Genomic DNA, 23,885 nt, shown 5'->3' with positions numbered 1-23,885 from the left:
CAGATCACCCGGGGTGCCGTCAAGCAGCAGCAGGTGTGCGCCGGTTCGCGCCGCGGCGGCCGCGCGCCTCGATCCACCGGGCGAGGCCGGTGAGCGCGAGGCACAGACCGATGTAGAGCGGGGCGATGACCAGGGTCATGGGCAGGTACGGATAGCCGGGGGAGTTGCTGGCGATCAGCTTGCCCGCGTAGAGCAGCTCGGGGTAGGTGATCACGAAGCCCAGCGAGGTGTCCTTGAGGGTGACCACGAGCTGGCCGATGATGGCCGGCAGCATCGACCGCACGGCCTGCGGCACCAGGACGACCGACATCACCTGGGTCTTGCGCAGGCCCAGGGCGAACGCGGCCTCGCCCTGGCCGCGGGGCACCGCCAGCACGCCGGTGCGGATGATCTCCGCCTGCACGGCGCCGTTGTAGAGGGTCAGCCCGAGGACGAGCGCCCACATCGGCTGCGAGCCGAACAGCGCGTGGTACAGCGCGAAGATCATGATGAGCAGCGGCATGGCACGGAAGAACTGCACCACGGTCGTGGACACCGCGCGCACCGGGCGGTGGTCGGAGAGCCGGCCGGCGGCGAGCAGCGCGCCGAGCACGACGGAGAAGACCGCGGCCAGGCCGAAGGCCTTCAGGGTGGCCAGGACGCCGTCGACGATCCGCTGCTGGACGGTCGAGTACTGGAACGCCTCCCACAGCCCGGCGTCGAACTGCCCGGCGTCGGCGAGCCGGAGGACGGCGAAGCCGAGCAGCGCGGCGATGCCGAGCAGCGAGGCGACGCCGAACACCCGGTACCGGAAGCGGGCCTTGGGCCCGGGGGTGTCGTAGAGGACGGACGCGGCGGCGGTGCGGGTGCTCATCGGACCACCGCCAGGCGGTTCTCCAGCACGCGGAACAGGCCGCCGACGGCGAAGCTGATCGCCAGGTACGCCAGCGCCACCCAGAAGAAGATCGCGAAGATGGCGTACCCCTTGTCGTTCAGTGTCGCCTGCACCCCGTAGAGCTCGGAGACGCTGAACGCGCCGGCGATCGCGGAGTTGCGGGGCAGGGCGATGAAGATGCTGCTCATCGGCGGCAGCACGGTGCGCGCCGCCTGCGGGAGGATGACCTGCGTGAGCGTCTGGCCGAACGTCATGCCCAGGCTGCGGGCCGCCTCGGCCTGGCCGAGCGGCACGGTGTTGATGCCGGCCCGCAGCACCTCGCAGACGAAGCTGGCGGTGTAGACGCTGAGCGCGATCACCGCGAAGGCGAAGCTGCTGAGGTGGACGTCCAGCCGGGGGAGGCTGAAGACCATCGCGAAGAACAGCAGCGTCAGCGGGGTGTTGCGGAAGGTCTGCACCCAGACGGTGCCGAACACCCGCAGCGCCGGCACCGGCGAGACCCGGAAGGCCGCCAGCACGGTGCCGAGCAGCAGCGCGAACAGGGCGCTGAGCGCGCTCAGTTCGAGCGTCTGCAGAAAACCGTCGCGGAAGAGCGCGAGGTTGTCGTCCTCGAACAGGATGCCCATGCCGGCGGCCCTCCTCTCTCTCGGGGTCTATCGGGTCACGCGGTCACGCGGTCGCACGGATGGGCGGGCCGGCCGGGTCGGTCCGGTCGGCCCGCACCCGCGGTCAGTAGCGCTCGAGCGTCGGGATGGCCGGGGCGGTGGCGCCGGACAGGCCGAGCGTGGCGTCGTACGCCTTCTTCCAGTCGCCGTTCTGCTCGTGCGCGGCGAGCGCGTCGCTGATGGCGTCGCGCAGCACCTTGTCCTCCTTGCCGAGACCCACGCCGTACTTCTCGGTGGAGAAGGTCTTGCCGACGACCTTGAGCTTGCCGGCGTTCTTCGCGCCGAAGCCCTTCAGGATCGCGTCGTCGGTGGTGACCGCGTCGACCTCACCGGTCAGCAGCTTGTCCACGCAGAGGGCGTAGGTGTCGTACTGGGTGACCTTCTTGTCGGCACCGACGTAGGTCTGGATCTGCTTGACCGAGGTCGAGCCGGTGACCGAGCAGACGTTCTTGCCCTTGACCGACTCCGGGCCGGTGATGTCGGTGTTGTCCTTCTTCACCAGGAGGTCCTGGCCGGCGATGTAGTACGGCCCGGCGAAGGAGACGTCCTTCTTGCGGTTGTCGTTGATGCTGTACGTGCCGACGTAGTAGTCGATGCCGCCGCTCTTGATCTCCGTCTCGCGGTTCGCCGAGACGACGGTCTTCCACTCGATCTTGTCGGGCGCGAACCCGAGGTCGGCCGCGATCATCTTGGCGACCTCGATGTCGAAGCCGTTGCGGGTGTTGGTCGTCAGGTCCTCGAAGCCGAGGTACGGCTGGTCGGCCTTGGCGCCGATGACGAGCTTGCCCTTGGCCTTGGCCGCCTTCCAGGCCGGCGAGCCGTCGAAGTTGGCCGAGGTGTTGACGGTGTAGGTGGGCAGCGACGGGGCGGCGTCCCCCGAGCCCGCCGGGGAGCCCTCCTTGCCGCAGGCGGCGACGGCGGTCAGTGCGAGCACCGACAGGGCGGCGGCGATGGTGCGACGAGTCCTCATGGGATTGGCTCTCCTCGGTTCTTGCCCCCGGACGACCGGGGCGCTGGCATGACCTTCCGTACGTGCGGCCGGGCACCCCCTCGGGCCCGGCCGTGGTTGTCCGGCGCGCGGCGGCGCCGACCCGCTCAGTGGTGAAGGATCTTGGACAGGAAGTCCTTCGCGCGGTCCGACCGCGGGGACGTGAAGAAGGCGTCGGGGGTGTTCTCCTCGACGATCCGGCCGTCCGCCATGAACAGCACGCGGTTGGCCGCGGAGCGGGCGAAGCCCATCTCGTGGGTGACCACGACCATGGTCATGCCGTCGGCCGCGAGCTGGCGCATGACCTCCAGCACCTCGTTGACCATCTCCGGGTCGAGCGCGGAGGTCGGCTCGTCGAAGAGCATCACCTTCGGCTTCATCGCCAGCGCGCGCGCGATCGCCACCCGCTGCTGCTGGCCGCCCGACAACTGCGCCGGGTACTTGTCCGCCTGGGCGCCGACACCGACCCGCTCCAGCAGGGCCAGGCCGTCGGCCTCCGCCTCCGCGCGGGGCACCTTGCGCACCTTCACCTGCGCGAGGACGACGTTCTCCAGCACCGTCTTGTGCGCGAAGAGGTTGAAGCTCTGGAACACCATGCCGACCTCGGCGCGCAGCCTGGCCAGCTCGCGGCCCTCCGCGGGCAGCGGGAGGCCGTCGATGGTGATCGTGCCGGAATCGATCGTCTCCAGCCGGTTGATGGTGCGGCAGAGCGTCGACTTGCCCGAGCCGGACGGGCCGATCAGCACGACGACCTCGCCCTGCCGGATCGTCAGATCGACGTCCTGCAGCACGTGGAGCGCCCCGAAGTGCTTGTTCACCCCGTCGAGCACCACCAGCGGAGCCGATCCGGCCACGGCATCGGTGGCGTCGGTCTTGGTCATCGCGCGGTGCTCCCTCGTCTCTGACCCAGGGTGAACTCCCGTGGGATGCGGTGCTGCTGAGGTTCTCGTGGTGCCGGGGGCCGGAGCCGGCGGAGCCCGCAGCCCCCGGTGGGCCGACCATAGGAGTCCCGACGATGCCATGTCAGTCGATCTGAGCGGAACTTGAGGATCACGATCCGGCCACGCACCGTGGCGGCGCGGCTGCTCCGCGCGTCCGGTACCGGCTCGGTAACGGTCGGCGGCCCCGGGCCGCCGGGCATTGACCCGGCGCCCCGGGATGGGCATGGATGCGGATGGGCGGCAGTGGTCCGCCGGGGCCGCGCCGCGGCCGCCGGGCGGACGGCAGAATACTCCGGACCACCCGTGCCGTACCGGCCCCGGCCGGAGGGCAGGCACACTGGGCCGGACGGACCGCCGCCGAACCGAGACGAAGGAGGTACCGGATGCGACTGCTGCTCGTCGAGGACGACGACCGTGTCGCCGCCGCGCTGACCGCTGTCCTGGGCCGGCACGGCTTCCAGGTCAAGCACGCGCGCAGCGGGCACGAGGCGCTGGACGCCCTCGTCCCGGACGGCAACGAGCCCTTCCGCGTGGTGCTGCTCGACCTCGGGCTGCCCGACCGGGACGGCTTCGAGGTGTGCAGCCGGATCCGTGCGGGCAGCGGCGTACCCGTGATCATGGTCACCGCCCGCGCCGACGTCCGCTCCCGCATCCACGGCCTCAACCTCGGCGCCGACGACTACATCACCAAGCCCTACGACATGGGCGAGCTGCTCGCCCGCATCCACGCGGTGGCCCGGCGCGGCCTCCCCGCGGCCGCCGGCGCGCCCGCCGAGCCGGCGGGCGGCCCGCTGGAGTCGCGCGGGATCGTCATCGACCGCGAGCGCCGCCGGGTCAGCGTGCACGGCCGGGACGTGCCCCTCACCCGCAAGGAGTTCGACCTGCTCGCACTCCTCGCGCAGAGCCCCGGCGTCGTCTACCGCCGCGAGCAGATCTTCAGCGAGGTCTGGCGCAGCGGCTGGGAGGGCAACGGCCGCACCCTGGAGGTGCACATCGGCTCGCTGCGCACCAAGCTCGGCCTGCCCGGCCTCGTCGAGGCCGTCCGCGGCGTCGGCTACCGGCTGATCCCGGAGCAGCCGGCCGAGGAGCGGTCCGCCCAGGAGGCCCGTGCCGACGAAGCCCGTGCCGACGAGGCCCGGGCCGACGCTGCGCGGGCGGAAGGGGCCAGGACCGAGGGCTCCCCGGCCGACGGGGCGCGGGCCGTCCCCGACGAGGACCCGGAGCGCTGACCCCCGGTGCGCAACCGCCTGCTCGGCATCCTGCTCTCGCTGATGGCCTGCGTGCTGGCCGCCCTCGGGCTGCCCCTCGCCGCCGCCGTCGCGGCCGCCGAGCAGAGCCGTGTGGTGGTCGACCGCATCGACGACATCGCCCGCTTCGCGCAGGACCTCCCCACCCAGGGCCGGGCCGGCTCGGACACCGCCGTCAAGGGCGGCACCGAGCCGGCCGCCGGCGACACCACCCGGCTGCACGCGCTCGGTGTGGAGGCCGCCCGCTACCACGACCTGTACGGCGTGCGGGTGGGCATCTTCCAGCGTGACGGCAGTGCCGTGGCCGTCGCCCCGGCGGACTGGCAGGTGCCCGGCGGCGGGCCCGGCGGGCAGGCCTTCCAGGAGGCGCTGGACGGCCGCCGCAGCCACAACCCGCCGCAGGTGTGGCCGTGGACGCCGGACCGCACGCTCACCGTGGCGCTGCCGGTCGTCCGCGACGGCGACGTGGTCGCCGTGGTGATCACCGAGTCGCCGACCGGCCCGATGCGGGCCCGGGTGCTGCACCGCTGGCTGTGGATCGGGGCGGGCGAGGCGCTCGCCATGATCGTCGCGGTGCTGCTGGCCTTCCGGCTGACCGGCTGGGTGCTGCGGCCGGTGCGCACCCTCGACCGCGCCACCCACGACATCGCGACGGGCCGGCTCAACGCCCGGGTCGCGGCGAGCGGCGGCCCGCCCGAGCTGCGCCGCCTGGCCCGCTCCTTCAACGACATGGCCGACCACGTCGTGCTCGCCATCGACCAGCAGCGGGCCTTCGTCGCCGACGCCTCGCACCAGCTGCGCAACCCGCTCGCCGCGCTGCTGCTGCGGGTCGAACTGCTCGGCCTCGACCTGCCCGAGCGGCACCAGGACGAGGTGGGCGCCGTCCGCGAGGAGGGCATCCGGCTGGCCCGGGTGCTGGACGACCTGCTCGGCCTCGCCACCGCAGAGCACGCCCGGCCCGAGCCCGAACCGGTCGACCTGACGGCCCTGGTGCTCGCCCGGCTCGACGCCTGGCGGCCGGTCGCCGTCCGGCGCGGCATCACCCTCGCCTGGGACGGCCCTCCGATGGCCTACGGCCTGGCCGACCCGATCGGCTTCGGCAGCGCGCTCGACGCGGTGCTGGACAACGCCCTGAAGTTCACCCCGGAGGGGCGCCGGGTCGCCGTCGACGTCGTCCTGCACAAGCGCGAGGTCGGTGTCGCGGTGACCGACTCCGGGCCGGGCCTCACCGAGGAGGAGATGGCCCGGATCGGCGACCGCTTCTGGCGCAGCCCCCGTCACCAGAACGTCGACGGCTCCGGCCTCGGGCTGTCCATCGCCCGCACCCTGCTGCTGGCCGGCGGCGGTTCGCTCGACTTCGCCCCGGCCGAGCCCGGCGGCCTCACCGTGGTGCTGACCGTGCCGCGCCAACGACGCTGAGCGGCCTCCCTGCGGCGCGCGACCTCCCGGGGACCGGCGTCCCGCGGCCCCGCGGTGCGCGGCCCGGCGGCGTGGCGCCCGGTCCCGGGCCGCACGTCGGCCGCGGCGCTCAGGGCTTGATCGACGTGTAGTACCGGCGGGCGCCCTCGTGGAGCTGCAGCGGATCGGTGTAGACGGCGGTGCGCAGATCCACCAGCTGCGCGGCGTGCACCTCGGAGCCGATCGCGTCCCGGCTGCCGATCACCGCGGCGGTCACCCCCTGGACGAGCCCGGGGTCGACGTCGTCGCGGGTGATCAGCAGGTTGGGCACGGCGACGGTCGGCACGGCCGTCCCCTGCGGTTCCGCCTTCGGGTACGCGTCCTTGGGGATCGTCGCCGCCCGGTAGGCGTCGCTGCCGCCGCCCTCCTGCTGGTGCAGGGCCTCGGCGAGGTCGGCCAGCGGCACGATCCTGATCCTGAACCGCTCGGAGAGGTCGCTGACGGCGGTCGTCGGCAGCCCGCCGGACCAGAAGAAGGCGTCCAGCTGCCCGGCGGCGAGCCGGTCGGCGGCGTCCACCACGCCCAGCTGGGCGGGCACGATGTCGTGGTCCAGGTCGAGGCCGGCCGCGGCGAGCAGCTTCCGGGTGACGAGGTTCACGCCGCTCTTGGCCTGCCCGACCCCCACCCGCAGCCCGCGCAGGTCGGCGGTGCGCTGCACGGGGGAGCCGGCGGGCACCACGAGCTGCAGGTAGTCGTCGTAGAGCCGGGCGATGGCGCGGACCCGGTCCTTGCCGGCGCCGTCGAACGCGGCCACGGAGTCGGCGGTGGCGATCGCGAACCCGTCGCGTCCGGAGCCGACGCGTTCCAGGTTGTCGAGCGAGCCCTCGGAGTTGTCGAGCCGCAGGCGCACCCCGGGCATCGCCGTGGAGACGTACCCGCGCAGCAGCTGGCCGTAGCGGTCGTAGACGCCGCCGCGGACGCCGGAGGCGAAGCCGATCTCGCCCCGCGGATAGGTCGGTCCGGACGCCGTGGACATCCACCAGCCGCTCAGGGCGCCCGCCACCAGCAGCAGGGCGAGGCCGATCCGCACCGGCGGCCGGCGGGCCGCCCGGCGCACGGCGGCGCCGAGCCTGGCGGGGAACGCGGAATGGGCCATGCAGGGATACTGCCAGGCCCGGCCGCCCGGCGGGAGGCCCCGCCGCATGCCCGTACCCTTGCTGCTGTGGGTATGGAGGAGAGCTTGCGAACTTACAAGGTCGTCACGTACGGCTGCCAGATGAACGTCCACGACTCCGAGCGGCTGTCCGGTCTGCTGGAGGACGCCGGCTACGCGAAGGCCGGCCAGGACGGCGACCCGGACCTGGTGGTCTTCAACACCTGCGCCGTGCGCGAGAACGCGGACAACAAGCTGTACGGCAACCTCGGCCGGCTCGCGCCCGCGAAGCAGCAGCACGCGGGCATGCAGATCGCCGTCGGCGGCTGCCTCGCACAGAAGGACCGCGACACCATCGTGCGCAGGGCGCCGTGGGTCGACGTCGTCTTCGGCACCCACAACATCGGCCACCTGCCCGCCCTGCTGGAGCGCGCCCGGGTCGAGCAGCAGGCGCAGGTCGAGATCCTGGAGTCGCTGGAGACCTTCCCCTCCACGCTGCCCACCCGCCGCGAGTCGGCGTACGCCGCCTGGGTCGCCATCTCGGTCGGCTGCAACAACACCTGCACGTTCTGCATCGTCCCGGCGCTGCGCGGCAAGGAGGAGGACCGCCGGCCCGGCGACATCCTCGCCGAGGTGGAGGCACTGGTCGCGGAGGGCGTCGTCGAGGTCACCCTGCTCGGCCAGAACGTCAACTCGTACGGCTCCGACCTGGGCGACCGCGAGGCGTTCTCCAAGCTGCTGCGCGCCTGCGGCGAGGTGGAGGGCCTGGAGCGCGTGCGCTTCACCTCCCCCCACCCGCGCGACTTCACCGACGACGTGATCGCCGCGATGGCGGAGACGCCGAACGTCATGCACCAGCTGCACATGCCGATGCAGTCCGGTTCGGACACCGTGCTCAAGGCGATGCGGCGCTCCTACCGGCAGGACCGCTACCTCGGCATCATCCGCAAGGTCCGCGAGGCCATGCCGGACGCGGCGATCTCCACCGACATCATCGTCGGCTTCCCCGGCGAGACCGAGGAGGACTTCGAGCAGACCCTGCACGCCGTCCGCGAGGCCCGCTTCACCAACGCCTTCACCTTCCAGTACTCCAAGCGGCCCGGCACCCCCGCCGCCGAGATGGACGGCCAGGTGCCCAAGGCCGTCGTGCAGGAGCGCTACGACCGGCTCATCGCCCTCCAGGAGGAGATCTCCTGGGAGGAGAACAAGAAGCAGGTCGGCCGGCGCCTGGAGATCCTCGTCGCCGAGGGCGAGGGCAAGAAGGACGACCGCACCGCCCGGCTCTCCGGCCGCGCCCCCGACAACCGGCTGGTGCACTTCACCCGCCCGTCGGAGCCGGTGCGCCCCGGTGACATGGTCACCGTGGAGATCACCTACGCCGCCCCGCACCACCTGCTCGCCGAGGGCGCACCGCTGGGCGTGCGCCGTACCCGTGCGGGCGACGCCTGGGAGAAGCGGCAGGCCGTGCCCGCCGCCAAGCCCGCCGGCGTGATGCTGGGCCTGCCCGGCATCGGCGCCCCGGCCCCGCTCGCCGCCGCGCCGTCCAACGGCTGCGGCTGCGACTGACCCGCCGTGCGTACGGGCCCGCCGGGGAATCACCCCGGCGGGCCCGCTGCGTGCGCGGGCCGCCGGTTAGAGTGATCGCCATGCTGGTTGCCGCCGCCGTCTGCCCCTGCCCGCCGCTGATCGTCCCGGAGGTCGCCGCCGGCGCCGCCCCCGAGCTGGACGCGCTGCGCGCCGCCTGCTCCGATGCGGTGGGGGAGCTGCTGGCCGCCGACGCCGAGCTGATCGTGGTCGTCGGCACCGGCCCGAAGGCCGGGGTGTGGACCGAGGGCGGCGCCGGCTCCTTCCGCCGCTACGGGGTGGACCTCGCCGTCCGCCTGCCGGCCGCCGGGGTGGCCGGGCCGGAGCTGGCCCCCTCGCTGACGGTCGGCGCCTGGCTGCTCGCCCGGGCCGGGGCCGTGCTGCCCGCGCACGCGTGCGCGGTGCGCCCGGACACCCCGCAGGAGCGCCTGCACGGGCTCGGCCGCGGCCTGGCCGACCTCGCGGACCGGGTCGGCCTGCTGGTGCTCGGCGGCGGCAGTGCCTGCCGGTCCGTCAAGGCCCCCGGCTACCTCGACGAGCGGGCCGAGGCCTACGACGCGGCGGCCGCCGCGGCGCTGGCCGCCGCCGACACGGCCGCCCTGAACGCCCTCGACCCGCAGCTCTCCGCCGAGCTGCAGGCCGACGGGCGGGCGCCCTGGCAGGTGCTGGCGGGCGCGGCGGAGGGCGCCGGCCTGCGCGGCCGGCTGCGCTACGACGAGGCGCCGTACGGCGTCGGCTACCTGGTCGCCTCCTGGCTCTGACACCGGACCTCCCCGCCGCCCGCCCGCAATGGCCCGCAGCGGCCCGCAGCGGCTCGTATCGGCCTCTGCGGCCGGGTGCGGGCCGGCGGGCGGCGGACGCTGAACGGCGGGCGGCGGACGCTGAACGGCGGGCGGCGGACGGTGGGCGGCGGACGGTGACGGGTCAGCCGGTCGGGCCGGGCGCGCCGGGCTCCCGCGGCGGCGGTGACGCCGGGTCGGCTCCGGCCGCGCCGGGCGGCCGACCGCCGGCGGGCCGGGAGGCGAAGTCGTCGACGGCGTTCCGGGCCTTCGCGGTGCCCTGCTCGATCGTCCCGCTGTACTTGTGCTTCGTGGCCTTGTCGACGGCGTGCCCGGCCTTCTCGACGACCTCGTCGATCTTCTCGTTGTGCTTGCCCGCGAGCTCGCCGGCCTTGTCCTTGAGCTCGCCGGCCTTGCCCTTGAGCGTGTCCATCAGGCCCATGGCTGGTCTCCTCGTCCGGTCGGGGGCATCGCGCCCGGGAGCGTGCCCATCAGGTCCAACGTTCGGATGTGCCCGGTTGTTCTCGGTCGCAAACCAGGCGAAAGCCGACATGGCGGTCCAGGTGCCCGGGCCGGGCCGCCGGTTTGGGAGACTGGACGGGTGAGCAGCTCCAGCCCCCTCCCGCCCCGCGTCGTCTCCGTGGTCGGCGCGACCGCCGCCGGTAAGTCCGACCTGGCCGTCGCCCTCGCCCGCGCCCTCGACGGCGAGGTGATCAACACCGACTCGATGCAGCTCTACCGGGGCATGGACATCGGCACCGCCAAGCTCACCCCCGGCGAGCGCGGCGGGGTGCCGCACCACCTGCTGGACATCTGGGACGTCACCGAGGCCGCCAGCGTCGCCGAGTACCAGCGCCTGGCGCGCGCCGAGATCGACCGGCTGCTCGCGGCCGGCCGCACCCCGGTGCTCGTCGGCGGCTCGGGCCTGTACGTCCGGGCGGCCGTCGACGAGATGGAGTTCCCCGGCACGGATCCGTCCGTGCGCGCACGGCTGGAGGCGGAGCTGGCCGAAACCGGCTCCGGTGCGCTGCACCGCCGCCTCGCCGAGCAGGACCCGGCGGCCGCCGGGGCCATCCTGCCGAGCAACGGCCGGCGGATCGTCCGCGCGCTGGAGGTCATCGAGATCACCGGCCGCCCGTTCACCGCCAGCCTGCCCGGCCACACCGCGGTCTACGACGCCGTGCAGATCGGCGTCCGGGTGCCACGGCCGGAACTCGACGAGCGGATCGGCCTGCGGGTCGACCGGATGTGGCGGGCCGGGCTGCTCGACGAGGTGCGGGAGCTGGAGAAGGCCGGCCTCCGGGAGGGCCGTACGGCCTCGCGCGCGCTCGGCTACCAGCAGGTTCTCGCGTACTTCTCCGGCACGTGCACCGAGGACGAGGCCCGGGAGGAGACCGTCCGGGCGACCCGGCGCTTCGCCCGCCGCCAGGAGTCGTGGTTCCGGCGCGACGACCGGATCCACTGGCTCGACCGGCCGGCCGGTGCCGACCCGGTCGCCCTGCTGGCGCGCTCGCTCGAACTCGTCGCCGGCTAGACCGCGTTCGGCCGCCCGGGCGGCACCGGCCGGATCCGGCCACTCCGGCCGTGCACCTGCGCACGCAGCGGCAGGTGCAGGACGAACCCGCGGTTACAGGCCGATCACGTCATGGCCACGGATCACCCGACGACCGCCGGGACGCCCTGTCGGCAACCTTGGACATGCCATCATCGGTGTCATCGGAGGCTGGTCGCGCGGTCCGGCCTCACCGTTCACGAGTCCGTGAACCCGTGTCGATCCGTCAGGGGAGGTCGCGTGTCTACGGGTACCGGCCCCGAAACCGAAGAGCTGGCGCTCGGCGCCCAGCAGTCGCTGCCCGACCTCGTCGCCTCGGCCTCCTACACGATCGCGCTGCCCGCCATCGACGGCCTCGCCGCCCCCGGCGCGGTGCGCGAACGGGAGATCCGCCCTCCCCGCAGGCTGCGGTGGTGGCAGCTGCTGCCGATCGTCCTGATGGCCACCACCGGCTCGCTCATGTTCGCCTTCCCGCTCGCCTTCTCCGGCGACGCGGCGTCCGCGATGATCGGCATGCTGGGCCTGCTCCTCACCGCCGCCTCCGGCGGCTGGGGTGCGATGGCCGCCCGGCACGCCGGGTACAAGTGGCCGGGCGTCCCCCGCCGCGGCAGCGGCCTGCGGGCCGGCTGGCGCGCGATCGCCGCCTACACGCTGATCGCCGGTGCCGTGGTGGCGCTGGCCCTCTGGCGGGTCGTCCACCTGCGCGGCTGATCAGTACCATCGGCGGTGTGAGCGCACCCACCACTCCCGGCCCCTCCTTCCTCAAGGGGCACGGCACCCAGAACGACTTCGTGATCGTCCCCGACCCGGACGGCCTCCTCGACCTCGGCCCCGACGCGGTCGCCCGGCTGTGCGACCGGCGCGCGGGCATCGGCGGCGACGGTCTGCTGCGGGTCGTGCGCTCCGCCGCCGACCCGGCGGCCGCCGCGATGGCGGGTGAGGCCGAGTGGTTCATGGACTACCGCAACGCCGACGGCTCGATCGCCGAGATGTGCGGCAACGGCGTCCGGGTCTTCGCCCGCTACCTGGTGCACGCCGGCCTCGCGAAGCCCGGCCCGCTGGCGGTCGCCACCCGGGCCGGCGTCCGGCGGGCACGGGTCGCCGAGGACGCCGCCGACGGGACTCCCGGCGAGGTCACCGTCGACATGGGCCACGCCGTCCTGCCCGGCCCGGACGGCATCGAGGTCGCGGTCGGCGACCGGGTCTGGCCCGCCCGCAACGTCAACATGGGCAACCCGCACGCGGTCGCGTTCGTCGCCGACCTCGCCGACGCCGGCGACCTGCACACCGCCCCGCGCACCGGCCCCGACGGCGTCTACCCGGACGGCGTGAACGTGGAGTTCGTCGTCGACCGCGGCCCGCGCCACGTCGCGATGCGCGTCCACGAGCGCGGCTCCGGCGAGACCCGCTCCTGCGGCACCGGCGCCTGCGCGGTGGCCGTCGCGGCCGCCCGCCGCGACGGACTCGACCCCGCCGTCACCGGTGAGGCCGTCGGCTACACCGTGGACCTGCCCGGCGGGCGCCTGCTGATCGAGGAGTTCCCGGACGGCCGCGTGGAGATGACCGGCCCCGCCGAGATCGTCGCCGCCGGCACCCTCGACCCGGCCTGGTACGCCGCGTTCTCCGGCTGAGCCGCCATTCGTCGCGGACGAACGCGCTGTTTTCCCGATTCCGTCGTGTGCGAATCCGCCCGATCGGGTGATCCGTCTCACGGACCGGGAGCAGTGCGTCGCGGAACGTGCTCTCCTCGGTAGCATGGACCACCGGGTCGGGAGTCGCTCCGGTGATCGCTGCCGGAGGTGCGGATGGCCATCGAAGCAGGACCGATCGAGACCGCTCAGCCCGGAGCCGCCCCGAAGCGGCCGCTCGGCAGGCTGAGCCGCAGCGCCATCGGCCGTGCCGGCCGGGCCGCGGTGCTGGCCACCGGACGCCAGCCCACGCCCGATGCCATCGAGCCCATCGTGCAGGTGCACCGGCGTCACCACCCCCAGGCCGACCTCGCGCTGCTCGCCCGCGCGTACCGGCTCGCGGAGGAGGGGCACCGCGGCCAGATGCGCAAGAGCGGCGAGCCGTACATCACGCATCCGCTCGCCGTCACCATGATCCTTGCTCAGCTCGGGGCCGGGACGACGACGTTGGTGGCCTCGCTGCTGCACGACACCGTCGAGGACACCGAGGTGACGCTCGATCAGGTGTCCGCCGACTTCGGCCCCGAGGTCGCCTATCTCGTCGACGGCGTCACCAAGCTGGAGAAGGTCGACTTCGGTGCGGCCGCCGAGGCGGAGACGTTCCGCAAGATGCTCGTCGCCACCGGCGACGACGTCCGGGTCATGGTGATCAAACTCGCCGACCGGCTCCACAACATGCGCACCATCCGGCACATGAAGCCGGCCAGCCGGGCGCGGATCGCCAAGGTCACCCGCGACGTCCTCATCCCGCTCGCCGAACGGCTCGGAATCCAGGTGCTCAAGGCGGAGCTGGAGGACATCGTCTTCGCGACCCTCCACCCCGACGACTACGCGCGCACCCGCGCCGTGCTCACCGTCCACGAGGACCGGCCCGACGACGTCCTGCAGCCCTTCGCCGAGACCCTCGGCCGCCAGCTCGCGGAGGCCGGCATCGCCGCCGAGGTCTCCGTACGGCCCCGGCACTGCGTCTCCGTGCACCGGGTGCTGCTCAAGCGGGACGCCGCCGCCGGGCACGACGGCCGCCCGCAGGCCCTCCAGCCCGCCGACATCGGCCGGGTGCTCGTCGTGGTCGAGGAGAACGCCGACTGCTACGCCGTCCTCGGCGAGCTGCACACCTGCTGGACACCGCTGCCCGGCGAGTTCAAGGACTTCGTCGCCACCCCCAAGTTCAACCTCTACCAGTCGCTCCACACGGCCGTGCAGCTGCCCGGCGGCGAGGTCGCCGAGGTGCTCGTCCGGACGCGCCGGATGCACCGGATCGCCGAGTTCGGCGTCGTCGCCCTCGGCGACCCGCACCAGCAGCAGGGCGGCGCGGCCGCGGGCGGCCCCGGGGACGAGCTCGACCGCACCGACCCGGCCCGCCCCGGCTGGCTCAGCCGCCTCCTCGCCTGGCAGCAGGAGACCCCGGACCCGGACGCCTTCTGGTCGACCCTCCGGGACACCCTCTCCGACGACGGCGAGATCACCGCCGTCACCGAGACCGGCGAACGGCTCCACCTGCCGGTCGGCGCCAGCTGCGTGGACGCCGCCTACCTCCTCGGCGAGGAGACCGGGCACCGCTGCGTCGGGGCCCGGGTGAACGGCCGCCTCGCCGCCCTCTCCACCGTGCTGCGCGACGGCGACATGGTCGCGGTGCTGACCGCACCCGCCGGTGAGCCCTCCGGCCCCGCGCCGCAGTGGCTGGAGCACGCCCGCACCCCGGCCGCCCGGCTGGCCATCGAGCGCTGGCTGGCCGACCGGCCCGCCCCCGTCGAGGAGCCCGACCCCGCCCCGGCCGGCGACCGCCCCGCCGCACCGCCGTCCGGGCCGGCGGCCGTCCGCGGCCGGGCCCCGGTGGCCGTGCTCGGCAGGCCCGGCACGCCCGTCCGGCTCGCCCGATGTTGCACCCCGGTGCCGCCCGACGCGGTGACGGGGTTCCCGATCCGCGGCGGCGCCGTCGCCGTGCACCGCACCGGCTGTCCGGTCGGCGAGCGGATGCGCGAGGACGGCCGCGGCCCGCTCGCGCTCGCGTGGGTCCCCGGCGCCGAACCGGCGAACGGCCACCGCGTCACCCTGCACGCCGAGGCGCTGAACCGGCCCCGGCTGCTCGCCGACCTGACCGCCGCGATCTCCGCCGAGGGCGCCGGCATCTTCTCCGCCGACGTCGAGCCGCCGCGCGAGCTGCGGGTGCGGCACAGCTACACCGTCGAACTGCCCGCGGCGACGCTGCCCGCGGTCATGCGCGCGATGCTCCGCGTACCCGGCGTGTACGACGTCTACCGCCCCGGCGGGCCGGGCGCCGCAACGGCCGACGGCGGCGACACCTGGGGAGGTCCGGGCGGAAATGGGGATGACCCCGCGGAGGAGGCCGTGCGACCATCGTCGGGAATGCACGGCCGGTCCGCGGCGTTCACCGGAGGCAGGACCACCGGTGACCCCGACGGTCCGCAGGGGTAGCTCGATCCCGTCCGACGGTAGGCAGGGGCGGCAGCTGGGCAGACTCCTCGGTGCAGCACCGCTGCGCCGGCCTCCCGACACCGCAAAGGATGAGATGACCTCCACGTTCGACAGCCGCACCCAGACCAGCGAGTCCACCCGACGGCTCGCCGACCACAAGGCCGACGCCTTGATGGACGAGGACCTCGCGGCGATCGACGAGGACCTCGACCGTTACGACGGCGACCAGTACGACCGCTCCGAGCGTGCGTCCCTGCGTCGCGTCGCCGGCCTCTCCACCGAACTCCAGGACGTCACCGAGGTCGAGTACCGCCAGCTCCGCCTGGAGCGCGTGGTGCTCGTCGGCGTGTGGACGGACGGCACGGTGGAGGAGGCGGAGAACTCGATGGCCGAGCTCGCCGCCCTCGCCGAGACCGCCGGCTCCGAGGTGCTGGACGGCGTGATCCAGCGCCGCGACAAGCCCGACGCCGCCACGTACATCGGCTCCGGCAAGGCCAAGGAGCTCCGTGACATCGTCGCCTCGACCGGCGCCGACACCGTCGTCTGCGACGGTGAGCTCACCCCCGGCCAGCTGATCCACCTGGAAGACGTCGTCAAGGTCAAGGTCGTCGACCGCACGGCCCTGATCCTCGACATCTTCGCCCAGCACGCCAAGTCCCGTGAGGGCAAGGCGCAGGTCTCGCTCGCGCAGATGCAGTACATGCTGCCGCGCCTGCGCGGCTGGGGTCAGTCGCTCTCCCGGCAGATGGGTGGTGGCGGCGCCGGCTCGTCCGGCGGCGGCATGGCCACCCGTGGTCCCGGTGAGACCAAGATCGAGACCGACCGGCGGCGGATCCGCGAGAAGATGGCGAAGCTCCGCCGGGAGATCGCCGACATGAAGAAGGGCCGCGACACCAAGCGCCAGGAGCGCCGGCGCAACCAGGTGCCGTCCGTGGCCATCGCCGGTTACACCAACGCCGGCAAGTCGTCCCTGCTCAACCGGCTCACCGGCGCGGGCGTGCTGGTGGAGAACTCGCTGTTCGCCACCCTCGACCCGACCGTCCGGCGGGCCCAGACCCCGAGCGGCCGGGTGTACACCCTGGCCGACACCGTCGGGTTCGTCCGGCACCTGCCGCACCACCTGGTCGAGGCGTTCCGTTCGACCATGGAGGAGGTCGGCGAGGCCGACCTCATCCTGCACGTGGTCGACGGCTCCCACCCGGAGCCGGAGACCCAGCTCGCGGCGGTCCGCGAGGTGATCGTGTCGGTCGAGGCGCAGGACGTGCCGGAGATCGTGGTCATCAACAAGGCCGACGCCGCCGACCCGCACGTGCTGCAGCGCCTGCTGCGCCGCGAGCCGCACGCCATCGTGGTGTCGGCCCGCACCGGCCTCGGCATCGAGGAGCTGCTGCAGCTCATCGACGACGAGCTGCCGCGGCCGGCGATCGAGGTGCAGGCGCTCATCCCGTACACCCGCGGCGACCTCGTCTCCCGGGTGCATGCGGAGGGCGAGCTGATCGCCACCGAGCACACCGGTGACGGCACGCTGGTGCGCGCCAAGGTGGCTGCGGAGCTCGCTGCGGAGCTGGAGCGCTTCGCGGTGGTCGCCCAGGCCTGACAGGCCGCCGCACTCCGGGCGGGCCCCGACCTTCACGGGTCGGGGCCCGTCCGCATGTCCACGCCCAGGGATATGACTCAGTGATTGACAATTAGTCAAATCACTTGGTTAAGTGGTGTCCGGGCACGGCCGTCCCCGACGCCTCCGCACGAGAAGGACACCCGCCATGCGCTACGCAGTCATCGGAACCGGCACCGTCGGCCGCACCCTCGCCGCCAAGCTGGCCTCGCTCGGACACGAGGTGCTCCTCGGCACCCGGGACGTCCAGGAGACGCTGGAGCGCACCGGGCCCGACGTCTACGGCAACCCGCCGTTCCAGGCCTGGAGCGCCGAGCACCCGGACGTCCGGCTCGCCACCTTCGCGGACGCCGCCGCCGGTGCCGACACCGTCATCAACGCCTCGCTCGGATCGGCCAGCCTCGCCGCCCTCACCGCCGCGGGCCCGGCCAACCTCGACGGCAAACTCCTCATCGACGTCGCCAACCCGCTGGACTTCTCCCAGGGCATGCCGCCGACCCTCGACCCGGTCAACACCGACAGCCTCGGCGAGCAGATCCAGCGCGCGTTCCCGACCGCGCGGGTGGTGAAGACCCTGAACACCATGAACTGCGCCGTCATGGTCGACCCCGGACGGCTCCCCGGCCCCCACGACGTCTTCGTCTGCGGCGACGACGACGCGGCCAAGAAGGAGACCGTCGACCTGCTGCTCTCCTTCGGGTGGTCCCGGGAGTCCGTCCTCGACCTCGGCGACATCACCAGCGCCCGCGGCCTGGAGCAGGTGCTGCCCCTGTGGGTGCGCATCTGGGGCGCGCTCGGCGACTGGGACTTCAACTTCCACGTACAGAAGGCCCGCTGACCATGCAGTCGAACGAGACGAGGGAGATCGCGATGCCACTGCACCGACCCCGTACGACCGTCCGGGCCACCGCCGTGCGGGCCGCCGCCGCCCTCGCCGCGGTGGCCGCACTCGCCACCGGCTGCGCGAGCGGGAGCGGCGGGACGGCGGCGCCCGCGGCCGCCGTGACGGCCAACGCCCCCGCGGCCCAGGCCGCGGACACGGCGGCCCCCGCCGTCCGGGGCACGCCCGGCCCGCAGGACCTCCAGGTGATCCGCGGCTTCACCGACGCCGCCAACCGCGGGGACGTCGCCCGCATCACCGCGTCCTACGCGCCCGACGCGCACTTCGACCGGGCCGGGGCCCACTTCACCGGGCGCGACGAGATCGTCGAGGCCTTCCTCCGGCCCGACGTCGTCGACGACGACGGCCACTACCGCGAGATCGCCGTCACCACGCGGGACGGCCGCACCGTCGTCGAGTACATCTTCACCACCGGCTCCGGCGTCACCGAGCACTTCACCTACGCCTACCTGATCCGCGACGAGGTCATCACCGACGTCGTCGGGCGCTACGTCTGAGCGGGCCGCCCGCCGTCACCGGGCCGCCGCCCGCCGTCACCGGCCCGCCGCCCGCCGTCACCGGCCCGCCGCCCGCCGTGACCCTGCCGCCGAGGCAGGCCCGACGGCCGGCGCCCGCCGAACGCCGCCTGCGCTGCCCGGAGGACAGGTCCCGGGCGGCGCGGGTCACTTCTGCGCGATGTACGCCAAGGCCTGCCGCGCGACGCCCTCCAGGTACGGCCCGCTCAGCGTGGTGTGCGCCGACGTGCCGATCGAGGTGTTGCTGACCAGCGCCGGACGGCCGTCCGGCATCGGCGCGAACCAGCCCCCGCCGCTCGCCCCCGCCGTCATCGTGCAGCCGATGGTGAGCATCGCCGGCCGGGCCGGGTCGAACGACAGCCGGGAGGGCCGCCCGCCGTCGCACCGGTCCAACTCCTGGCCGTTGAAAGGCTTCACGGCCGGATACCCCCACGCCGAGACCGACAGCTTCTCCCGCGGGGCGTCGAACCACACCGGCACGGCGCCGCCGATCGTCTCCTCCAGCGACGCCGCCCCGCCGTCCGGGCTGTGCACGCGCAGCACCGCGAAGTCGTACTGGTTGGCGGCATCGCCGCTGTGCCCGCCCTCGACCGTCCACAGCGGCGAGGTGATGACCTTGTCGGCCCACCACTGGCCGAGCGGGGCGACCTGCGCCAGCGTCGCCTTGTGCCCGCCGCTCGCCGCCCCGGAACTGTTGTACGCGGGAACGAAGATGAGGTTCCTGAACCAGTCCCCGCCCTTGCCCTCGTGCACGCAGTGCGCGGCCGTCCACACGAGGTTCGACTTCCCCGGGTGCGCCGGATCCTCGACCACGGTCGCCGAGCACTGGCCGATCCCGCCGCCCGGCGCCGTCGAGAACACCTTCCCCGACGCCGGGTACTGCGTGTACGGGCGCGCCACCGGCACCGCCGCCACCGGGGCAGGGTCCGGCTCGGTGCCGTTGTCGCCCGCCGGCGGGGGAGCGGCCGGCGGCGCCGGCTGCTGCGGCTGCGCCGCGTCCATCCGGTCCGGGCTCCACAGGTCCCTGACCACCGGGTTGTGGAAGACGTGCTTCGACGCCCAGTTGTCCCAGTCGGCGAACCTCCAGCGCCTCAGCTCGTCCCAGCTCCGCGGCAGCCCGGCGAGCAGCCCCGGCGGCACGTCGTTCGGCAGCCGGATCCGGCCCGCCTGCGCCCCCGGCGCACTGCTCGACGCCGCCGCGCCCCCGCCCACCGGCGTGCACGCCCCCACCGTGAGCACCAGTACGGCGGCGAACGCCGCCACCGGCCCCACCCGTCGGATCCGCCCCATCCCCCACGCCCCCATCCCCCACGCCCCCTGACGCCCCTCGCGGCCCGCACCGACCGCCGGTGCAGTCTCCCACCGGTGCGGGCCCGGACGGGCGGCCCCGCACCGGCCCACCACGAGAGGTCACCCAACCGTGATCCGGGTGCACCGTCCGCCGGAACCACCCCCACGGGTGTATGCGGAGCGGGAGTTCACCACAACGAGTGAGGTGATCTTGTGATCCCCCGGTCGAGGTAGGTACGGCTTACCTGTCGCCTTCCGGGTGCGCGCCCCCTCCGCACCCGCTCGACCCCCCACGCGCCCGCCCGCGGGCGCCCGAAGGAGCAGCCTTGAGCACCGCCCTCACCGGAGCCCCGCCCACCGCCCTGCTGCCCGGCCCCGCCGCCCCCCGCCACGCACCCGCCACGGCCGAGGACCCGCTGCTCCACCCCGACCCGGCCGTCGCCGCCGAACACGCCGGCGCCGAAGCCGTGCTGCGCTGCTGGGCCCGCGAGACCGGGGCCCTCCCGGACACCGCCGGACGCCTCACCGTGCCCGTCCTCGGCGGTGCCGCCCAACTCGTGGCGCCCGTCCGGTACTGGTCCGCCTGCGGCCGCCACCGGTTCGGCCCGGTCGTGCTCGGCACCGGCCCGGGCGGCCCCGCCGCACCGGTCGACGCCGTCACCGTGACCGCCCTCCTCGCCCGCACCCTCGCCGACGGCCCCGCCCCCGGCCGTACCGCGGACCCCGGCCGGGTCGCCGACCTCGTCGCCCGGGTCGCCGACTCCGTCGCCCGGACGGCCGAGATCCTCGACCACCGGCGCACCGCCGTCCCCCCGGCCGGCACCACCCCCTTCCTCCGGGCCGAACAGGCCCTGCTGCTCGGGCACCCCCTGCACCCCACCCCGAAGAGCCGCGACGGACTCGGCCCCGCCGAGAGCCGCGCCTACGCCCCCGAACTCCACGGCGCCTTCCGGATGCACTGGTTCGCCGTCGACCGCTCCCTGCTCGCCGCCGACTCCGCCGACGACCTCCCCGCGGACCGCATCACCGCGGCCCTGCTCGGCGACGGCACCCCGCTTCCCCCCTGCACCGCGGCCCTGCCCCTGCACCCCTGGCAGGCCCGCGACCTCGCCCTGCGGCCCGCCGTCGCCGCCCTCCTCGACCGCGAACTGCTGCACGACCTCGGCCCGCACGGCGACCCCTGGCACCCCACCTCCTCGGTGCGGACCGTCACCCGCCCCGGCACCCCGTGGATGCTCAAGCTCTCGCTGGGCCTGCGGATCACCAACTCCCGCCGCGAGAACCTCCGAAAGGAACTCCACCGCGGCACCGAGGTGCACCGCCTGCTGGAGAACGGCCTCGGCGCCTCGTGGCGGGCCGCCCACCCCGGCTTCGACATCGTCCGCGACCCGGCCTGGATCGGCGTCGACCACCCCGCCCTGGGCGACCCCAACGGACTCGACACCGTGCTCCGCCGCCAGCCGTTCGGCCCCGAGGACAGGGCGCTGTGCGCCGCCGGACTCCTCGCCGAGCAGCCCGCCGACGGCGGCACGTCCATGCTCGGCCGCCTCGTCGCCGGGCTCGCCGCCCGCAGCGGGCGCACCCCCGCGACCGTCACCGCCGAATGGTTCCTGCGCTACCTCGACGCCGTCGTCCTGCCCGTCCTCTGGCTCGACGGCAGGGCCGGCATCGCCCTGGAGGCCCACCAGCAGAACACCCTCGTGCTGCTCGACCCCGACGGCTGGCCCGTCGGCGGCCGCTACCGCGACAACCAGGGCTACTACTACCGCGACTCGCACGCCGACCGGCTCACCACGGCCCTGCCCGGAATCGGCGCCGCCAGCGACACCTTCCTCCCCGACCACGTCGTCGACCAGCACTTCGCCTACTACCTCGGCATCAACCACGTCCTCGGACTGATCGGCGCCCTCGGCGCCCAGGGGCTCGCCGACGAAGCCCTGCTGCTCGCCGCCCTCCGCCGGTTCCTCGCCGGACCGCGGGCCGCCGCCACCGGCTCCACCCTGCCCGCGCACCTGCTCGACGCGGCCACCCTGCGCTGCAAGGCGAACCTCCTCACCCGGCTCCACGGCCTCGACGAACTGGTCGGACCGGTCGAGACGCAGTCCGTCTACGTGACCATCGCCAACCCCGTGGCCGCGGCGTGAGCCGCCGGTCCGGCGACCCCGCCGGCCCTGCCGACGCCACCGGCACCGCACCCCCCACCCGCCCGGCAGGGCCCGCAGGCCCGGCAGGAACGGACGGCCCGATCGCCACCCCGGCCGGGGAGTTCCGGCTGCGACCCGTGCGCCTCCCCGACGACCTCCCGCTGCTCACCGGCTGGATGAACGATCCTGCCGTCGACGCCTACTGGCACCTCGCCGGCCCGCCGGACACCACCGAGCGCCACCTGCGCGCCCAACTCGACGGCGACGGCAGCAGCCTGCCCCGCATCGGCGTCCTCGACGGCACCCCCATGAGCTACTGGGAGATCTACCGGGCCGACCTCGACCCGCTCGCCCGGCACTACCGGGCCGAACCCCACGACGCCGGCCTCCACCTTCTCATCGGCGCCGCCGGCGACCGCGACCGCGGCCTCGGCAGCACCCTGATCGCGGCCGTCGCCGCGCACCTCCTCGCCCACCGCCCGGGCTGCCGCCGGGTCGTCGCCGAACCGGACGTCCGCAACACCGGGTCCGTCCGGGCGTTCGCCGCCGCGGGCTTCCGCCGCACCGCCGACCTGCGGCTCCCCGACAAGCGCGCCGCCCTCATGGTGCGGCGCGCCCCCGACCCGCACCGCGCCGGACCGGGCAGCCCGGCCGCGGAACCGTACGACCTGCTCGGCATCGGCATCGGACCGTTCAACCTGTCGCTCGCCGCGCTCGCCGACGGCGCGTCCGGGGTGGTCTCCGCGCTCTTCTGCGAGGCCGAGCCCGACTACCGCTGGCACCCCGGCATGCTCGTCGACGGCGCCCGGATGCAGGTGCCGTACCTCGCCGACCTGGTCTCCCTCGTCGACCCGACAAGCCCCTGGTCCTTCCTCAACTACCTGCGGCAGCACGAGCGGCTCTACCCGTTCTACTTCGCCGAGCGCTCCCACCTCTCCCGCCGCGAGTACGCGCACTACTGCCGGTGGGCCGCCGACCGACTGCCCAACTGCCGTTTCGGCGCACCCGTCACCGCCGTGCACTGGGACGCCCGCGACGCCGTCTTCACCGCCGAGGCCGCCGGCGAGCGGATCCGCGCCCGCAACCTCGTGCTCGGGGTCGGCACCGTGCCCGTCCGGCCCCAGGCCTTCGCCGCCCTGACGGCACATCCGCAGGTCTGGCACTCCGCCGACTACCTCGAACGCCGCGCCGGCCTCTCCGCCGCCCGCGACATCACCGTCGTCGGCTCGGGACAGTCCGGCGCGGAGGTCTTCCTCGACCTCCTGCGCCACCGCGCCGACGACGGCACCCGGCTGCGCTGGCTCAGCCGGTCCCGCGCGCTCGCCCCCATGGAGTACTCCAAGCTCGGCCTCGAACACTTCACCCCCGACTACACCCGCTACTTCCACGGCCTGCCGGGAGAGGTCCGCGACGCCCTGGTGCCCGCCCAGTGGCAACTGCACAAGGCCGCCGGGGCCGAGACCCTCGCCGAGATCCACGAGCTGCTCTACGAGCGGTCGGTCGGCCGCCCGCCCGGCGGCGACCCGGTGGAGATCATGCCCGGCACCGCCGTCGCCGACGCCCAGGCCGGCCCCGGCGGGAGCCTCGAACTCCACTGCCGGCACACCGACTCCGGCACCCGCCACCTCGTACGCACCGACGCCGTCGTGCTCGCCACCGGCTACCGCGCCACCCGACCCGCGGTCCTCGACCCCGTCGCCGACCTGATCGACTGGGACGACCAGGGCCGCTACCGCGTCGACCTGCGCCACCGCGTCGCCACCCGGCCCGGCCTCTCCGGCGGCCTCTACGTGCAGAACGCCGAACTCCACACCCACGGCGTCGGCACCCCCGACCTGGGACTCGGGGCCCACCGGGCGGCCGTGATCCTCAACGCCGTCGCCGGCAAGGAGCTCCACCCGCTCCCCGCCCGCACCGCCTGGACGTCCTTCGCACCGCCCGGACACCCGGCGGCCCCGCCGGCCGGGCCACCCGTCGCCGGCCCGCCCGTCACCGATCCACCCCACGCCGGGCCGGGCCGCCCGGCCCCACTGCCGCCGGGGGAGGCGGGCCGTGCCGCCGCCCACCGTTGACACCCCCGCGGCCCCGCCCGCCCGCCGGTCCGCCGCGACGGAA

20 protein-coding genes and 1 pseudogene are annotated in these 23,885 nt (G+C 74.4%); 14 read left to right on the top strand and 7 right to left on the bottom strand.

What is annotated here, in order from left to right; all coding sequences use genetic code 11:
* Window positions 1-19: 19 nt before the first annotated feature.
* The 4 genes from OG335_RS13600 to OG335_RS13585 form a co-directional block, all read right to left on the bottom strand.
* Window positions 20-853 (bottom strand): amino acid ABC transporter permease, encoded by an 834-nt coding sequence (locus OG335_RS13600; RefSeq protein WP_405011364.1) that lies wholly within the window; start codon window positions 851-853, stop codon window positions 20-22.
* Window positions 850-1,500: an amino acid ABC transporter permease gene (locus OG335_RS13595; protein WP_405011363.1), complete on the bottom strand. Its 651-nt coding sequence runs from the start codon at window positions 1,498-1,500 to the stop codon at window positions 850-852. Before OG335_RS13595 ends, OG335_RS13600 begins: the two co-directional genes overlap by 4 nt.
* 103 nt (window positions 1,501-1,603) lie before the next feature.
* Complete coding sequence (locus OG335_RS13590; RefSeq protein WP_405011362.1) at window positions 1,604-2,509, bottom strand: glutamate ABC transporter substrate-binding protein; 906 nt, start codon at window positions 2,507-2,509, stop codon at window positions 1,604-1,606.
* 125 nt (window positions 2,510-2,634) lie between these two features.
* Window positions 2,635-3,408 carry an amino acid ABC transporter ATP-binding protein gene (locus OG335_RS13585; RefSeq protein WP_405011361.1) on the bottom strand — a complete coding sequence of 258 codons (774 nt, stop codon included), beginning with the start codon at window positions 3,406-3,408 and terminating at the stop codon, window positions 2,635-2,637.
* 443 nt (window positions 3,409-3,851) lie between these two features.
* On the opposite strand from OG335_RS13585, the gene OG335_RS13580 reads away from it, so the two are divergent.
* Both OG335_RS13580 and OG335_RS13575 read left to right on the top strand, forming a co-directional pair.
* Complete coding sequence (locus OG335_RS13580; protein WP_405011360.1) at window positions 3,852-4,697, top strand: response regulator transcription factor; 846 nt, start codon at window positions 3,852-3,854, stop codon at window positions 4,695-4,697.
* Window positions 4,698-4,703: 6 nt separating this feature from the next.
* Window positions 4,704-6,134 (top strand): sensor histidine kinase, encoded by a 1,431-nt coding sequence (locus OG335_RS13575; protein ID WP_405011359.1) that lies wholly within the window; start codon window positions 4,704-4,706, stop codon window positions 6,132-6,134.
* A 109-nt stretch (window positions 6,135-6,243) separates the two neighbouring features.
* Here OG335_RS13575 and OG335_RS13570 read toward each other — a convergent pair whose 3' ends face one another.
* Complete coding sequence (locus OG335_RS13570; RefSeq protein ID WP_405011358.1) at window positions 6,244-7,269, bottom strand: TAXI family TRAP transporter solute-binding subunit; 1,026 nt, start codon at window positions 7,267-7,269, stop codon at window positions 6,244-6,246.
* A 72-nt stretch (window positions 7,270-7,341) separates the two neighbouring features.
* Here OG335_RS13570 and miaB point away from each other — a divergent pair, with 72 nt between their 5' ends.
* Window positions 7,342-8,832: a tRNA (N6-isopentenyl adenosine(37)-C2)-methylthiotransferase MiaB gene (gene miaB / locus OG335_RS13565; protein WP_405015387.1), complete on the top strand. Its 1,491-nt coding sequence runs from the start codon at window positions 7,342-7,344 to the stop codon at window positions 8,830-8,832.
* 80 nt (window positions 8,833-8,912) lie between these two features.
* Window positions 8,913-9,611: a class III extradiol dioxygenase subunit B-like domain-containing protein gene (locus tag OG335_RS13560; protein ID WP_405011357.1), complete on the top strand. Its 699-nt coding sequence runs from the start codon at window positions 8,913-8,915 to the stop codon at window positions 9,609-9,611.
* 163 nt (window positions 9,612-9,774) lie between these two features.
* Here OG335_RS13560 and OG335_RS13555 read toward each other — a convergent pair whose 3' ends face one another.
* A complete protein-coding gene (locus OG335_RS13555; RefSeq protein WP_405011356.1) occupies window positions 9,775-10,071 on the bottom strand; it encodes an antitoxin in 297 nt (98 codons plus the stop codon).
* Between the two features lie 159 nt (window positions 10,072-10,230).
* Between OG335_RS13555 and miaA the strand changes: the two genes are divergently transcribed.
* The 7 genes from miaA (at window position 10,231) to OG335_RS13520 (ending at window position 18,318) form a co-directional block, all read left to right on the top strand.
* Window positions 10,231-11,163: a tRNA (adenosine(37)-N6)-dimethylallyltransferase MiaA gene (gene miaA / locus OG335_RS13550; protein WP_405011355.1), complete on the top strand. Its 933-nt coding sequence runs from the start codon at window positions 10,231-10,233 to the stop codon at window positions 11,161-11,163.
* Between the two features lie 258 nt (window positions 11,164-11,421).
* Complete coding sequence (locus OG335_RS13545) at window positions 11,422-11,892, top strand: hypothetical protein (protein WP_405011354.1); 471 nt, start codon at window positions 11,422-11,424, stop codon at window positions 11,890-11,892.
* 8 nt (window positions 11,893-11,900) lie between these two features.
* Window positions 11,901-12,812, top strand: a complete 912-nt coding sequence (gene dapF, locus OG335_RS13540) for a diaminopimelate epimerase (protein ID WP_405015386.1) — start codon at window positions 11,901-11,903, stop codon at window positions 12,810-12,812.
* Between the two features lie 174 nt (window positions 12,813-12,986).
* Complete coding sequence (locus OG335_RS13535; RefSeq protein ID WP_405011353.1) at window positions 12,987-15,305, top strand: RelA/SpoT family protein; 2,319 nt, start codon at window positions 12,987-12,989, stop codon at window positions 15,303-15,305.
* A 94-nt stretch (window positions 15,306-15,399) separates the two neighbouring features.
* A complete protein-coding gene (gene hflX, locus OG335_RS13530; protein ID WP_405011352.1) occupies window positions 15,400-16,902 on the top strand; it encodes a GTPase HflX in 1,503 nt (500 codons plus the stop codon).
* A gap of 166 nt (window positions 16,903-17,068) precedes the next feature.
* A complete protein-coding gene (locus tag OG335_RS13525) occupies window positions 17,069-17,758 on the top strand; it encodes an NADPH-dependent F420 reductase (RefSeq protein ID WP_405011351.1) in 690 nt (229 codons plus the stop codon).
* Window positions 17,759-17,790: 32 nt separating this feature from the next.
* Complete coding sequence (locus tag OG335_RS13520; RefSeq protein ID WP_405011350.1) at window positions 17,791-18,318, top strand: nuclear transport factor 2 family protein; 528 nt, start codon at window positions 17,791-17,793, stop codon at window positions 18,316-18,318.
* Window positions 18,319-18,483: 165 nt separating this feature from the next.
* Here the strand turns inward: OG335_RS13520 and OG335_RS13515 are convergent, their stop codons facing one another.
* On the bottom strand, window positions 18,484-19,626 hold the full coding sequence (locus OG335_RS13515; RefSeq protein WP_405011349.1) for a trypsin-like serine peptidase: 1,143 nt from the start codon (window positions 19,624-19,626) through the stop codon (window positions 18,484-18,486).
* Between the two features lie 245 nt (window positions 19,627-19,871).
* On the opposite strand from OG335_RS13515, the gene OG335_RS13510 reads away from it, so the two are divergent.
* The 3 genes and pseudogenes from OG335_RS13510 (at window position 19,872) to OG335_RS13500 (ending at window position 23,842) form a co-directional block, all read left to right on the top strand.
* Window positions 19,872-21,770, top strand: a complete 1,899-nt coding sequence (locus OG335_RS13510) for an IucA/IucC family protein (protein WP_405015385.1) — start codon at window positions 19,872-19,874, stop codon at window positions 21,768-21,770.
* Window positions 21,767-22,330 (top strand): annotated as a pseudogene (locus OG335_RS13505) (GNAT family N-acetyltransferase); the annotation flags it as partial. The gene OG335_RS13510 and the pseudogene OG335_RS13505, both read left to right, overlap by 4 nt.
* Before the next feature lie 42 nt (window positions 22,331-22,372).
* Window positions 22,373-23,842, top strand: coding sequence for a lysine N(6)-hydroxylase/L-ornithine N(5)-oxygenase family protein (locus OG335_RS13500; RefSeq protein WP_405015384.1), 1,470 nt, complete (start codon window positions 22,373-22,375; stop codon window positions 23,840-23,842).
* Window positions 23,843-23,885 lie beyond the last annotated feature (43 nt).

Source organism: Kitasatospora sp. NBC_01539, from assembly GCF_045040525.1.
Lineage (GTDB): Bacteria > Actinomycetota > Actinomycetes > Streptomycetales > Streptomycetaceae > Kitasatospora.
Note: the sequence above shows the minus strand (reverse complement) of the source record. Positions and strands in the feature narration are given on the sequence as shown.

Coding starts and splice junctions, on each gene's coding strand:
- OG335_RS13535 (WP_405011353.1), top strand. CDS start 12,987: ATGGCCATCGAAGCAGGACCGATCGAGACCGCTCAGCCCGGAGCCGCC.
- OG335_RS13595 (WP_405011363.1), bottom strand. CDS start 1,500: ATGGGCATCCTGTTCGAGGACGACAACCTCGCGCTCTTCCGCGACGGT.
- hflX (WP_405011352.1), top strand. CDS start 15,400: ATGACCTCCACGTTCGACAGCCGCACCCAGACCAGCGAGTCCACCCGA.
- OG335_RS13580 (WP_405011360.1), top strand. CDS start 3,852: ATGCGACTGCTGCTCGTCGAGGACGACGACCGTGTCGCCGCCGCGCTG.
- OG335_RS13570 (WP_405011358.1), bottom strand. CDS start 7,269: ATGGCCCATTCCGCGTTCCCCGCCAGGCTCGGCGCCGCCGTGCGCCGG.
- OG335_RS13560 (WP_405011357.1), top strand. CDS start 8,913: ATGCTGGTTGCCGCCGCCGTCTGCCCCTGCCCGCCGCTGATCGTCCCG.
- OG335_RS13600 (WP_405011364.1), bottom strand. CDS start 853: ATGAGCACCCGCACCGCCGCCGCGTCCGTCCTCTACGACACCCCCGGG.
- OG335_RS13515 (WP_405011349.1), bottom strand. CDS start 19,626: ATGGGGCGGATCCGACGGGTGGGGCCGGTGGCGGCGTTCGCCGCCGTA.
- miaB (WP_405015387.1), top strand. CDS start 7,342: ATGGAGGAGAGCTTGCGAACTTACAAGGTCGTCACGTACGGCTGCCAG.
- OG335_RS13590 (WP_405011362.1), bottom strand. CDS start 2,509: ATGAGGACTCGTCGCACCATCGCCGCCGCCCTGTCGGTGCTCGCACTG.
- OG335_RS13500 (WP_405015384.1), top strand. CDS start 22,373: ATGGTGCGGCGCGCCCCCGACCCGCACCGCGCCGGACCGGGCAGCCCG.
- OG335_RS13585 (WP_405011361.1), bottom strand. CDS start 3,408: ATGACCAAGACCGACGCCACCGATGCCGTGGCCGGATCGGCTCCGCTG.
- OG335_RS13555 (WP_405011356.1), bottom strand. CDS start 10,071: ATGGGCCTGATGGACACGCTCAAGGGCAAGGCCGGCGAGCTCAAGGAC.
- OG335_RS13525 (WP_405011351.1), top strand. CDS start 17,069: ATGCGCTACGCAGTCATCGGAACCGGCACCGTCGGCCGCACCCTCGCC.
- OG335_RS13520 (WP_405011350.1), top strand. CDS start 17,791: ATGCCACTGCACCGACCCCGTACGACCGTCCGGGCCACCGCCGTGCGG.